Source organism: Pseudoalteromonas sp. HL-AS1 (genome assembly GCF_031198785.1).
In the GTDB taxonomy this organism is placed as follows: Bacteria; Pseudomonadota; Gammaproteobacteria; order Enterobacterales; family Alteromonadaceae; genus Pseudoalteromonas; species Pseudoalteromonas distincta.
Map to the genome: position 1 here is coordinate 2,325,329 of NZ_CP133569.1, position 12,597 is coordinate 2,337,925.

Annotated in this window: 13 protein-coding genes; 7 read left to right on the plus strand and 6 right to left on the minus strand. The window is 38.7% G+C overall.

Annotated features, from left to right (window positions below; all coding sequences use genetic code 11):
- Window positions 1-339: 339 nt before the first annotated feature.
- Window positions 340-933 (minus strand): phospholipid-binding protein MlaC, encoded by a 594-nt coding sequence (locus tag RB214_RS10765; RefSeq protein ID WP_024606588.1) that lies wholly within the window; start codon window positions 931-933, stop codon window positions 340-342.
- Between the two features lie 245 nt (window positions 934-1,178).
- On the opposite strand from RB214_RS10765, the gene RB214_RS10770 reads away from it, so the two are divergent.
- Both RB214_RS10770 and RB214_RS10775 read left to right on the plus strand, forming a co-directional pair.
- On the plus strand, window positions 1,179-1,715 hold the full coding sequence (locus RB214_RS10770) for an acyloxyacyl hydrolase (protein ID WP_309166793.1): 537 nt from the start codon (window positions 1,179-1,181) through the stop codon (window positions 1,713-1,715).
- A 107-nt stretch (window positions 1,716-1,822) separates the two neighbouring features.
- On the plus strand, window positions 1,823-1,969 hold the full coding sequence (locus RB214_RS10775) for a DUF2897 family protein (protein WP_076914920.1): 147 nt from the start codon (window positions 1,823-1,825) through the stop codon (window positions 1,967-1,969).
- Window positions 1,970-2,022: 53 nt separating this feature from the next.
- Here the strand turns inward: RB214_RS10775 and RB214_RS10780 are convergent, their stop codons facing one another.
- Complete coding sequence (locus RB214_RS10780; RefSeq protein WP_138489349.1) at window positions 2,023-3,393, minus strand: YjiH family protein; 1,371 nt, start codon at window positions 3,391-3,393, stop codon at window positions 2,023-2,025.
- Between the two features lie 66 nt (window positions 3,394-3,459).
- Window positions 3,460-4,521, minus strand: a complete 1,062-nt coding sequence (gene bamC / locus RB214_RS10785; RefSeq protein ID WP_039487313.1) for an outer membrane protein assembly factor BamC — start codon at window positions 4,519-4,521, stop codon at window positions 3,460-3,462.
- 358 nt (window positions 4,522-4,879) lie between these two features.
- On the opposite strand from bamC, the gene RB214_RS10790 reads away from it, so the two are divergent.
- From RB214_RS10790 to RB214_RS10805, 4 genes are all read left to right on the plus strand, one after another.
- Window positions 4,880-5,413: an ACT domain-containing protein gene (locus tag RB214_RS10790; protein ID WP_309166795.1), complete on the plus strand. Its 534-nt coding sequence runs from the start codon at window positions 4,880-4,882 to the stop codon at window positions 5,411-5,413.
- 11 nt (window positions 5,414-5,424) lie between these two features.
- A complete protein-coding gene (bcp, locus tag RB214_RS10795) occupies window positions 5,425-5,904 on the plus strand; it encodes a thioredoxin-dependent thiol peroxidase (protein ID WP_309166796.1) in 480 nt (159 codons plus the stop codon).
- A 406-nt stretch (window positions 5,905-6,310) separates the two neighbouring features.
- Window positions 6,311-7,858, plus strand: a complete 1,548-nt coding sequence (locus RB214_RS10800; RefSeq protein WP_309166798.1) for an AAA family ATPase — start codon at window positions 6,311-6,313, stop codon at window positions 7,856-7,858.
- A gap of 1 nt (window position 7,859) precedes the next feature.
- Complete coding sequence (locus RB214_RS10805) at window positions 7,860-8,720, plus strand: hypothetical protein (RefSeq protein ID WP_309166800.1); 861 nt, start codon at window positions 7,860-7,862, stop codon at window positions 8,718-8,720.
- 267 nt (window positions 8,721-8,987) lie between these two features.
- On the opposite strand, the gene RB214_RS10810 is transcribed toward RB214_RS10805, so the two are convergent.
- From RB214_RS10810 to queE, 3 genes are all read right to left on the minus strand, one after another.
- Window positions 8,988-9,731: a class I SAM-dependent methyltransferase gene (locus RB214_RS10810; RefSeq protein WP_309166802.1), complete on the minus strand. Its 744-nt coding sequence runs from the start codon at window positions 9,729-9,731 to the stop codon at window positions 8,988-8,990.
- Window positions 9,732-10,081: 350 nt separating this feature from the next.
- A complete protein-coding gene (locus RB214_RS10815) occupies window positions 10,082-10,825 on the minus strand; it encodes a class I SAM-dependent methyltransferase (protein WP_309166802.1) in 744 nt (247 codons plus the stop codon).
- A gap of 254 nt (window positions 10,826-11,079) precedes the next feature.
- Window positions 11,080-11,745 carry a 7-carboxy-7-deazaguanine synthase QueE gene (queE, locus tag RB214_RS10820; protein ID WP_002960417.1) on the minus strand — a complete coding sequence of 222 codons (666 nt, stop codon included), beginning with the start codon at window positions 11,743-11,745 and terminating at the stop codon, window positions 11,080-11,082.
- 145 nt (window positions 11,746-11,890) lie between these two features.
- Here queE and queC point away from each other — a divergent pair, with 145 nt between their 5' ends.
- Window positions 11,891-12,547: a 7-cyano-7-deazaguanine synthase QueC gene (gene queC / locus RB214_RS10825; RefSeq protein WP_002960416.1), complete on the plus strand. Its 657-nt coding sequence runs from the start codon at window positions 11,891-11,893 to the stop codon at window positions 12,545-12,547.
- Window positions 12,548-12,597 lie beyond the last annotated feature (50 nt).

The following is a 12,597-nucleotide window of genomic DNA, read 5'->3' on the forward strand; positions in this document are numbered from 1 at the left end:
GTGTGGCTTGGGGGTGGTAAGTTATATCAGTTTTAAGCTGACACCACGCTTAATCAAAGTGCCGATATTCTAGCACACCTTTGTTTTGCTGCTAGCGCAAAATTACGCAATAACAACAATCCTTTAGGATTATACCAATTCGCTTAATTAAGTGATTTATTTTGAGGTAGAAAACCGTGTGATAGCAAGGCAAAAATTTCGTTATTTAGTTGTTCTAAATGATTAAGTATTACTGTGGATTGGTATTGTCCTTAGCAAAAATATAAAAACGGCCAAGTACATAAGTAATTGGCCGTTTTTGAGGTTGGAGTTGGGCTTAATCAGAGCCAGACAAATAGTCTATTTACTTTTTAACTCGCTAATAACTTGCTCTAAACCCACATCAGAAATGCGTTGAATAATCTCTTTTTGTTTAGCACTTAATAGTGAAATGCCTTCAGCAACTATATCGTATACTTTCCACTCATTATTTTTACCTAAACGAAGCTTAAAGCTTAAGTCGATAGTAGGCGCATTTGGTTCAATAATTTGCGTATTAACTGTTGCGTACTCAGAGTCACTTTTTGCGTTATTACGCTCAAATACTACTTTTTGACCCGTGTACTTCATTAGTGCACCAGCGTATGTGCCTGTTAAGTAGTGCTCTACTGCATCTATAAACTGCACTGCTTGTTCGCGCTCTATGCCTTTAATGTGTTTACCTAATAATTTAAACGACACAAACTTAACATCAATATGTGGCATTAAACGTTTTTCAACAATGGCAGCCATTGCTTCTTTGCTGGCTGTCCCTTTTGAGTTTACTTGACCAATATCCGCAAATAACTTGTCAGCTACCGATTCAAGTAACTGATCTGGTGATTGCTGAGCTTGTGCAAATAACGAACTGCTAAAAAAAGCAGTGGCTAAAACGAATAGTTTAAAGAGTTTCATAATTGTATATGTCTGTGTGATTAAGATGGCTGTAATTTACGCGAACCATACGCAATAAAAAAGGAATAAATAAGCAACTTATTAATGCCCAAACAGCACCAATAGAATAACTAAAATAAATTCAACCAGTTAGAAACCTCCATTAACAGCTCATATACAACCGGCATTTTGTCCTCATTGTAATTGTTAATAGGTCGCCCTTATCATTTAGTTATCAACTTAAATCAAACAAGCATTTGGCACCTATGAAAACGTCACTGAAAACACTTATTATCTCTTTTGTATTAGTAGTTTCACTTTTTGGCAAACTTGCTTTTGCTCAATCGAACCACGGTTATGCCGTTGACCTTCTTAAAGGCGAAGGTAACGTAAACGGCGTTAAGCTTGCGTATCAGTATCATGCACCTAGCATGCAAAATATAATTGGTAATGCACGCTTTTACTTTGAAACCAGCGTAAATATGTGGGAATACCGCCACGGCGATGAAACACAATCAAACCTAGTACTTGCTATGTCACCTGTGCTGCAATTTCCTGCCTTTAGTTTTAACAACACCCCATTTTATGTAGAAGCAGGTATTGGTATATCACTGATTGATGAAACGCAGTTTGCCGGTAAAAACATAAGTACTCACTACCAGTTTGAAGACCGCATAGGGCTTGTAGCCGATTTTGGCCACACCAATGTTGCTCTTCGCGTTATTCACTATTCAAACGCTGGCTTTAAAGAGCCAAACCCTGGGCTGAACTTTTTAACGCTTTCGGTAGCGAGACGTTTTTAACGTTATTGATTGTGTTTAAAGTTATTGATTGTATTTTGAGTAATTTAATTGCTGTTATAGCGCAAAGCGGTCACACTTAAACGTACTAAAGATTAGGTGATACTGCGATGCAAACTTGGCATATTGTAATTATTGTCGCTGTTGTTTTTGCCATTATCATTGGTAATATTGCGCTGATTAGACTCTCTGCAAAACAGGAGTTTATAAAACCCAACGCCAATATAAAAAATACAACAGACACGAAAAAGCCCTGATTAATCAGGGCTTTTTTAATAATACCAATCCGCTTAATTATATTTTCGTTAATTTAGCCTACGAGCCAATGCGCCATTAGCGCAATAACAGGTAAAGTAATTAGCGTTCGCAAAATAAATATAATAAATAGCTCTAAAATATTTACCGGTATTTTACTGCCAAGTAAAAGTGCACCTACCTCAGACATATAAATAAGCTGAGTTACACTCATTGCGGCAATAATAAAGCGCGTTACATCACTTTCGATAGTCCCTGCAGCTAATATTGATGGAATAAACATATCAGCAAAGCCTACCATAATAGTTTGCGACGCAGCGGCTGCTTCGGGTACTTGCAATAGCTCTAAAAATGGCACAAACGGCATACCTAAATACTGAAATATAGGCGTATGCTCAGCAATGATCAGTGCAAATGTGCCTACCGCCATTACTACAGGTAACACACCAAACACCATATCAAGCGCATTATGTACGCCCTCTTTTATAGTGCCTTTAACACCCGTTGAGTTATCAGCTTTTGCTAATGCAACATCTAACGAATGCCCAAATAGAGTTTTATGACCCGGAATTGTTTCAGCGTCTCTATCTGGCTCAGTACCATCAATGAGTAAGTCTTTTTTAAAGCGCAGTGGCGGTAATCGCGGCACAATAATAGCGGCAACAATACCGGCTAAACATACCGTTGCGTAAAACGGTGCAAATAGGTATTCAAGTTTAACTTGCCCAAGCACCACTAAACTAAATGTAATTGAAACCGCTGAAAACGTAGTACCAATAATAGCCGCTTCGCGTTGTGTATAGTGCTTTTGATCGTACTGCCTTGCAGTCATCAAAATACCCACACTGCCATCACCTAACCACGATGCAGTACAGTCAACCGCGCTTCTACCTGGTACACCAAATACAGGGCGCATTACTTTGGTCATTAACGTACCAGCAAGCTCTAATAGACCAAAGTTAATTAATAGCGGCAGTAATAAGCCCGCTAAAATAAATACCGAAAACAACACAGGCAATAAGTCATTTAATACCAGCGCGCCAGTATTAGCCGAGGTAATCATCTCGCTGCCTAGGCTTAAGTACGTCATTAAACCAAACGCCATACCAAATAAGCGTACCACCAGCCATGTCCAGCTCACATCAAATAAATGCTTTAACAAAGGTGAGTTACATATAGCGGCGGGTTTAAACACTTTAGTAATTACAGAAATAACCCCTGTAATACAAATAATGAGGGTAATAATTGCTTGAGCAGAGCCAAGCATCATTGCTTGAACCGCTTTTGCCATAACGGCAATAGGAATGGTCATCCCTTGCGAAGTACTAATGGGTGTCATAAATAAAAACACACCAATTAACGAAGGAACCAAAAAAGTAAACCAAGTGCGCCACGTATAGTGTGAACGTTCAGGTAGCTGAGACATATTGTTTAACCTATAAAAACCACAAAAAGAGCATAGCGCTCTTTTTGTGGTAAAACTTATTATTATTTAAATTTTAATGCCGCGCTGAATGAGTGCTGCTTCTAATGCTTGTTGTAAACCATTCATAGTACCTGGCTCAAGCGTTTCGCCTTTATCATCCATCCACGTTAAGCTAGTACCGCCTTCTTTAGTTTTGCTTACTAAAATTTGGTATTGGCCTTCATCAATAGGTAATTGAGCTACGTCATCACCCCAAATTGAATCCCAAACGCTTGTTTCTGGTTTAGTATAATCTGCAGTAATTAAGCCCGTATCTGGGTTAATTTCAACAATAGAGAACGACAAGCGCTCTAAGAATCCAGAGAAACGGTCAAACACAGCGTCGTAAGATTGCTCAGTTACAAGTGCTGCATTACCTTTATTATCAAAGCCCATTTCAAGAGAAATAATACCTTGGCGTTTACGCATATCAACTTCAAGTTGACGGTAACGGTAATCAAACTCGCTCACTACTTGGTTAAGCGCACGTACTTCTAACTGCTGCTTGAGTAAGTCTGTTAGCGTTTTATCACCTTTAAAATCAATCAGCTCTACACGTAAAGACGCAGTGCGTTGATGTGATTTTTCTTCAATAGTGAATCTAAACTTTTCTAAATCATCGTTAACTTCATCGCCCCACCACCAAAAACCTTCTTCGGTTTTAATGATTGAGTACCAATCAGTTTCAATAATACCAAGTAGCTTATCTTCTTTAGTAGTTCCTGCATTATTATCAGCTAGGACAGATTTAATCGTATCCCAAAGAAATTCATCTAAATCAGCAATGCCATCGTTTTTATCAAAATAAATACGCGCCTGTTTATCTGTCTCTTCTACCCAACTGCCTTTCGCAATTGTTAATACTTGTGCCGGTGGGCGGTAATTTGTAGCTTCAGGATTATTGTCGTATTGACCTACATCCATTTTATAAACTGGGTCTTGAGCTGGTTGAGATAACGACGCTGGTGCTTTTACAGGCTCATGCGTACGATAGTTACGCTCGTCATGTGCCTTATTAATAAATACACTACACCCTGATAAACTTACCAATACACTTACTGCAAGTGCTTTTGGGATCCAATACTGCACAGATATTTCTCCTTAGCATACCCTTTAATTGTTTTAACAAATATATGAGTGGGTAATACCGATTTGGTTCAGTGTAAAATCAATATTAACTTTACATTTATTATTTGGCTGCCTAAATGCAATAAAGTTCAGCACTTCAACTTAGTAAGCAACTAAGCGCAAATAAGCAAATTTTAGCTATGGTACTTTCCCGTGCCAGTAAAAACAAGAAACACCGCACTTTAAAAGCGCTTAATTAGCGTGTGCTGTAGTTTAGAGCCCTTTTTGTGTTAAACTTCGCCGCCGTGCAACTTCTCGTGTGTATTTTTGGTGTTGCCAACTCGGTTGATATAATCCAAGTAACAAGGTATTTGAACTCATGACTGCATTTTCAAATCATCAAATTGTTTTAACAGCGATTGGCGAAGACAGACCCGGTATAGTAAGTGAACTAACCCAACTGGTTAGCGATTGCCACTGCAACATTATTGACAGCCGTATTGCTATTTTAGGCTGCGAATTTACCTTTATAATGCTACTTAGCGGGGACATGGCGGCAATAAGCCGCATAGAACACGTACTGCCCACTAAAGCCATGGAACTTGGCCTGCTAACCATGATGAAGCGTACAGCAAGTCATACTCCTAGCGAGTTTTGTGCAGGTTACACCCTAGAATACACAGGCATAGACACCCCTGGTACATTGAGCAAAGTAACGCGCTTTTTTGCCGACAATAATATTAGTATTTGCTCACTTAAGTCAGACACTTATTCCCAAGAAGACAACATAAAGATGCGTTGTGAACTTGAATTCAACATACCTGTTGATGTAGATATAGATCAATTTAAAATTAGTTTTGAGAGCCTTTCTCACACACTAAACGTAGATTATATTTTTAAACGAATTCGTTAAGGATGCTAAACATGAACACAATTAGTCCATTACAGGCTGGCGATACAGCACCCGCTTTTAGCCTACAAAACCAAAACGACGAAACAGTAACATTAAGCAAGCTGTTAAAAGAACAACAAGTACTTGTATACTTTTACCCTAAAGCCTCTACACCGGGTTGTACGGTTCAAGCCGAGAACCTTCGCGATGAGCAAGCAGAGCTTGCTAAATTTAATACCCGCGTTGTAGGTATTAGCCCAGATCCAATTAAGCGCCTTAAAAACTTTGAAACTAAAAAAGAGCTTAATTTTGATTTATTAGCCGATGAAGACCACGCCATTGCTGAAGCATTTGGTGTATGGGGCTACAAAAAGTTTATGGGTAAAGAGTACGATGGTATTCACCGCCTAACGTTTTTAGTAGGCCAAGACGGCAAAATTAAACGCCTGTTCGATAAGTTTAAAACTAAAGATCACCATCAAGTAGTGTTAGATTATTTAGCGGCAGAGTAAGTTTGCAGCAGAATAAGCTAGCGGCTGAGTAAGTTAGCTACCAGCTATTAGACAAATACAGAAAAGCGTTGCTCAAGGGCAACGCTTTTTTTATGCTAGTTATTAAATATTTGATTAATAAGAGCATGAACGAGGGATAAATAGGCAGTCAATAATTTTGATGTATGAAGTCTTTGGTCCTTTCTAATAGGTGTTCCAAGTACTTCTCTAATAGACTTTGTTTCTTGACTTTGCTGTTTAAAATAAAGATTATCCCAAAAAACTAGGTCTTTGTCTTCGTTCTAGAGTAAATTAAACCAGTGGGTTTGTTGATCTTGCAGCTATCTCATAACGTGTTTTAACCAGTAGTGGCGACCTATTAGTTATGCTGGTAATGGTATATATGGATCGTTTTAGGAGTTATTAAATGGAATTAACGTTTAAAATAATTAAGCACAAAAGCTACCCGCCGCAAATCGGAAGATTAATTGCCTATTTGTGTGAAGATAACTGGGATGACTACGATTTTAAGACAGCATTTTCACTAATCGTGTTCGATGAAAATGGCAAACAACATAATCTTGGAAATGTAAAAATAGGTATAGTTGGTTTCGAGAAAGGCTGGGTTTCTGAGCGTATAGGTGATAACTCTTTTACTCACTTTACTGATCAAGTCTTTAGTCTAGGTCAAGACCAGGAATATTATAAAAATATTAGAAGCCTACTCAGTAACACACTGGGTAATCAAATATTCGAAAAACTCAATGATGTAGCATATTCACGCAAAAGTTTCGATATAGCTTTTAATGAGTCTATTTTTAAAACATCACTATTGCGCTCAGTGAGCACCTCAGTTATTCACGGACAGTTTTCTAAAATAATTAAAGGCGAAGCAACATTATCTGAATTCGATTTCTCATATAAAAAAATGCAAACAGATAAAAGCGCTCAAATAGATATAAATTTTCAGGTAACTCCTGGCTCCTTGCCTTCTAGCAATATACACGTTCTGATCGGTCGGAATGGCGTTGGTAAGACAACTTTACTCAACAACATAGTGAAAACAGTTATTGATGATTCAGCCACTAAAGAAGAAGTTGGCGTGATGCTATGTAAACAAAGCTCTTGGCAAGAAATAAGACTTCCTAAAGATTATTTCAGTAGTATATCTTCTGTTTCTTTCAGCGCATTTGACCCTTTTATTCCACCAAAAAACAGACCAGATAGAAGCTTAGGAACTTGCTATTTTTACATTGGTTTAAAGAAAAATGATGATACAAGCTCAAAAGAACTGAAAGGTGATGAAGCGATAAGAAATGATTTCGTTGATAGCTTATTGGTTTGTTTCTCTTTACAGACTAAGAAAAAACGATGGCTACAAGCTATTAATACTCTAGAATCTGATATTAACTTTGCAGAAATGAACCTCACCCGTTTAGGTGGTTTGGAAAATATCAATGAAGTTAAGATGTCAGCATTAAATTTAGTAAGCAGAATGAGTTCAGGGCATACTATCGTTTTGCTTACCTTAACAAAGCTTATTGAAACAATAGAAGAAAAAACTCTAGTATTGATTGATGAACCCGAGAGTCACCTACATCCTCCATTACTTTCAGCATTTACAAGAGCTCTATCTGATTTGCTGGTAGACCGGAATGCGGTTGCAATTATTGCTACTCACTCTCCTGTAATATTACAAGAAGTACCTAAAAGCTGTGTCTGGAAGTTAGAAAGAACTCGGAATATAGGTGTTTCTTTCCGCCCTGAAAATGAAACTTTTGGTGAAAATGTCGGTGTTTTAACTCGTGAGGTATTTGGTTTAGAAGTCACTAAATCAGGTTTCCATGCATTATTAATGGAGTCAGTTGAAGCAGGCAAAAGCTTTGACGAAGTCGTAGACCTATACAAAGGACAAATAGGGTTTGAAGGTCAGGCAATTCTCAGAGCATTAATTGCCAATAAAGGGGCCGATTAATATGCGAGCTATTCCGCCTCCCCAACTTACTTTTACTGATGTATTAAATATCTGTGTTGGTAGTATTAGCTGTCAAACACTCACACACAAAATCAATGCTATCAACCCTCAACTAAATAATGCAGTTCAAGATTTTGATACAAAATCTGCTACAGCTGACTTATTCCAAATACAGCCTTTTGTTGGTGCAGATAAAACGGTAGTAATAGGTCAGGTAACTAAGGAAGAACTTAAAGGACTTTATACATTTCAAATGGTCCCTGCTAAAAAGCCTGCTAGACAGTATTATGATCAAATAATGATGCAAGCACCTCTACGAATCTGCCCCTTTTGCGGTTTTGGGCAGGTTACAACTCTGGATCATTATTTACCTAAAGCTAAGTTCCCATTGTTATCAATATTTCCAAAAAACTTAGTTCCTAGTTGTGCCGATTGCAATAAAGGCAAAAGCGCAGGAATAGCAAAGTCAAAAAGTGAGCAATGCTTACATCCTTATTTTGATCAAGGGCACTTTATTAATGAGCAATGGCTGTTTGCAGAGGTAATCCAAACAATTCCAGCAACAATCAAGTATTTCGTGCAAGCACCAAACAATTGGATTTCTACTGATAAAGCTAGAGTAAAAAGTCACTTTGATGACTTTAAGCTAGCTAAACGCTTCTGTATTCAAGCTGGAGATGAAATATCGAACTTAAGAGGTGAGCTAGATATAGACTTTAAAATAAACCAGCAAACAGGTGTAGAGCATGCCTTACTGAAAAAACATGCAGGTGCATCACTCCAACATACAAACAGTTGGAAGACAGCAATGTATCAAGCGCTAGCTGCTAGCGCTTGGTATTGCCGTGGTGGATTTAAATAATTTAACCAACAGGAAACCAAAGGGGTCAAATCTTGACTTCATACATCATGATAGGAAACCAAAGGGGTCAAATCTTGACTTCATACATCATGATTAATTAGCTGTTTATATTCGCCGAAACTTAAATAAGTTACTGTGTCGGATGGTGCTTCCCTTATCCGACCTACGTTTTCAAATATATAATGCGGGGTTATTGGGCCGTGGGTATTAGAGGTTCGTTGGAGCTCGTTGGGTTTCGCTGCGCTCTACCCAACCTACGAGTTTATCTTAAATTTTTACGCAGACGAAAATGGCGTTACCTGAGCGCTCTGCCCATGGGGTTATTTTGTCGTAGTCATGTTCAAATATGTGGATTTCGAAGTACGGTTTTAAGGCTTCTTTAAGCTCGGTATAACTAAAAGCAACCATTGGGTGCTCGTCGTGCCATACGAGTGTTTTATCTGCGGTGGTTTTTTCGATGCTGAGTTTTAATAACTGTTTACTTCCGCTGCCACTATAGTGCCAGCCAGAGCGAAATGTGAAGAAGCTATTTTCGCTTGTTGCTGTGTGCTCTACAAATGAATCGCTGTCGATTTTGTTTTTATCAACCGTGTTAAAACAAAATATTCCACCTACATTTAATGCATTGTGTACGCTAGCAAGGCACTCTTTTAACTTATTAATACCGTCGCAGTAGTGGATTGAATACAAAAAGCAGGTAATCAAATCCACGGGCTCAGTTACCTTAAATTCACTCATGTTTTGCAACGAAAATTGCGCTTCTGGGCAACGAACTTTTGCTTTATCGAGCATTGGCTGGTTTAAATCAAGCCCACTACTTTTATAGCCGTAATCAATAAAGTGGCGTACATGCGGGCCGGTGCCACATGCTAAATCGAGATGGGTATTTGCGCCATTACCAAAAATTTGGTGCAGCCTGTGAATAGAATTGCTTTGGGCTTGATAATCTATATCTGCGCACATTAAGTCGTAGTAATCAGAAAGGTCGGTGTAGAGTGCATTTGCGGACATATAAGCCTAGTGGTAAGTAGTAGAAAATTTTTAAGTCGCGCATAGTAAACTAGTTATGGCTATTAGCGAAGAAGATATGAGCTTTAAAGTCGATGTAATTAAGAATTGTCGTATGGCGCTTCGGTTATCCGAGCTAAGAAACCAAAGGGGTCAAATCTTGACTTCATACATCATGATTAATTAGCTGTTTATATTCGCCGAAACTTAAATAAGTTACTGTGTCGGATGGTGCTTCCCTTATCCGACCTACGTTTTCAAATATATAATGCGGGGTTATTGGGCCGTGGGTATTAGAGGTTCGTTGGAGCTCGTTGGGTTTCGCTGCGCTCTACCCAACCTACGAGTTTATCTTAAATTTTTACGCAGACGAAAATGGCGTTACCTGAGCGCTCTGCCCATGGGGTTATTTTGTCGTAGTCATGTTCAAATATGTGGATTTCGAAGTACGGTTTTAAGGCTTCTTTAAGCTCGGTATAACTAAAAGCAACCATTGGGTGCTCGTCGTGCCATACGAGTGTTTTATCTGCGGTGGTTTTTTCGATGCTGAGTTTTAATAACTGTTTACTTCCGCTGCCACTATAGTGCCAGCCAGAGCGAAATGTGAAGAAGCTATTTTCGCTTGTTGCTGTGTGCTCTACAAATGAATCGCTGTCGATTTTGTTTTTATCAACCGTGTTAAAACAAAATATTCCACCTACATTTAATGCATTGTGTACGCTAGCAAGGCACTCTTTTAACTTATTAATACCGTCGCAGTAGTGGATTGAATACAAAAAGCAGGTAATCAAATCCACGGGCTCAGTTACCTTAAATTCACTCATGTTTTGCAACGAAAATTGCGCTTCTGGGCAACGAACTTTTGCTTTATCGAGCATTGGCTGGTTTAAATCAAGCCCACTACTTTTATAGCCGTAATCAATAAAGTGGCGTACATGCGGGCCGGTGCCACATGCTAAATCGAGATGGGTATTTGCGCCATTACCAAAAATTTGGTGCAGCCTGTGAATAGAATTGCTTTGGGCTTGATAATCTATATCTGCGCACATTAAGTCGTAGTAATCAGAAAGGTCGGTGTAGAGTGCATTTGCGGACATATAAGCCTAGTGGTAAGTAGTAGAAAATTTTTAAGTCGCGCATAGTAAACTAGTTATGGCTATTAGCGAAGAAGATATGAGCTTTAAAGTCGATGTAATTAAGAATTGTCGTATGGCGCTTCGGTTATCCGAGCTAAGTACACGACCTACGTATTTAAATACTATAAACGTTATTAGAAAATGGTGTGGAAGTGGAGGTTTGTTGGGTTTAGCTTCGCTCTACCCAACATACGTAATATAACTTTAAGCTGGCTTTAACTAATTCCTAAATACTTATGTACTTGTATTGATAGGCGCCAGTTTTTGGCAATACAGGTGTCGATTGCTAATTTTGTTGCTGATACTTTTTGGCTAATTGGCTGCAAATAAACAAGCTTAGGATTAACGCCTGTTTTAGCAAATAATTCTTCTAACTCTTCTACATGCTTTTGCATGGCAACGGGGTGTTTAATTTCGTTGGCACGCTTCATGGTGCTGGTAAGTACTTCATAACCACCGCGCATATTAATTTTTGGCGATACCGTTACCCATGTTTGCTCTGGGGCGAGTATTTCAAACGTGCCGCTGGTTTCTATTTGTGTGCTAAAACCGTGTTCATGTAATAAGTTACATACTGGATTTAAATCAAACATGCATGGCTCGCCGCCAGTAATTACAACATGCTTTGCGGTGTAACCACGTGATTGAAACAGCGCTAAAATTTGCTCTGCACTGGCGTTAGCCCAATGATCTGAGTCGGCTTTTTTTTCTACGGTTTCATCCAGCGATACTTTATATACATTATCAACATCCCACGTTTGCTTAGTGTCGCACCAAGAGCAACCTACTGGGCAGCCTTGCAGACGTAAAAATATTGAGGGTGTGCCAGTAAAGCTAGCTTCACCTTGAATGGTTTCAAACACTTCATTAATTTTGTACAAAAGAGATCTCACTTACTACCTAGCAGCCAAATTGCTACTATTAAAAAACCAAAAAGCGCTGTGCAAAAATTGTTATTTAAGCTGCGGCCGTGTAGTATATCGCGCCCTGATATAAACCTCTATTAAAACTAAGAGCAAAACAGATATGACGCAAAAAGTAGTTGTTATTTATTCCGGCGGTATGGACTCATTTACCGTATTAAATAAAGCCCTGCAACAAGGCCATGATGTATATGCCCTATCATTTGACTATGGTCAGCGTCATGTAAAAGAGCTTAAAGTAGCGGCAAGTGTGTGTGAAAAATTAAACGTTCCACATAAAATTGTTGATATTTCGGCGATTAACCAACTTATTGGTGGCTCATCACTTACTGATGATATTGATGTACCTGAAGGCCATTACGAAGAAGAAAGCATGAAAAGTACGATTGTACCTAATCGTAATATGATTTTGCTCTCGCTTGCTGTTGGCTACGCGGTATCACTTAAAGCTAGCCAAGTTTATTACGGCGCTCACTCTGGGGATCATGCTATTTACCCTGATTGCCGTCCTGAATTTGTGCAAAAAATGGATGATGTGTGTCGTATTGCTAACTACGACGCGGTAGAAATTTTTAGCCCGTATTTAAATAATACTAAAATTGGTATTTTGACCGACGGTATTGAAATGGGTTTAGATTACAGCCAAACGTGGACCTGTTATAACGGCCGTGAAAAGGCCTGTGGTAAATGTGGCGCGTGCCAAGAACGCCTTGAAGCATTTGCACTAAATAACATTACAGACCCGTTAGAATACGAATAAGCCGCAATTAATTAGTAATACAATTGCTGCAAACAAAAAAAGGCTATCAT

Coding starts and splice junctions, on each gene's coding strand:
- RB214_RS10765 (WP_024606588.1), bottom strand. CDS start 933: ATGAAACTCTTTAAACTATTCGTTTTAGCCACTGCTTTTTTTAGCAGT.
- RB214_RS10770 (WP_309166793.1), top strand. CDS start 1,179: ATGAAAACGTCACTGAAAACACTTATTATCTCTTTTGTATTAGTAGTT.
- RB214_RS10775 (WP_076914920.1), top strand. CDS start 1,823: ATGCAAACTTGGCATATTGTAATTATTGTCGCTGTTGTTTTTGCCATT.
- RB214_RS10780 (WP_138489349.1), bottom strand. CDS start 3,393: ATGTCTCAGCTACCTGAACGTTCACACTATACGTGGCGCACTTGGTTT.
- RB214_RS10790 (WP_309166795.1), top strand. CDS start 4,880: ATGACTGCATTTTCAAATCATCAAATTGTTTTAACAGCGATTGGCGAA.
- bcp (WP_309166796.1), top strand. CDS start 5,425: ATGAACACAATTAGTCCATTACAGGCTGGCGATACAGCACCCGCTTTT.
- RB214_RS10800 (WP_309166798.1), top strand. CDS start 6,311: ATGGAATTAACGTTTAAAATAATTAAGCACAAAAGCTACCCGCCGCAA.
- RB214_RS10805 (WP_309166800.1), top strand. CDS start 7,860: ATGCGAGCTATTCCGCCTCCCCAACTTACTTTTACTGATGTATTAAAT.
- RB214_RS10810 (WP_309166802.1), bottom strand. CDS start 9,731: ATGTCCGCAAATGCACTCTACACCGACCTTTCTGATTACTACGACTTA.
- RB214_RS10815 (WP_309166802.1), bottom strand. CDS start 10,825: ATGTCCGCAAATGCACTCTACACCGACCTTTCTGATTACTACGACTTA.
- queC (WP_002960416.1), top strand. CDS start 11,891: ATGACGCAAAAAGTAGTTGTTATTTATTCCGGCGGTATGGACTCATTT.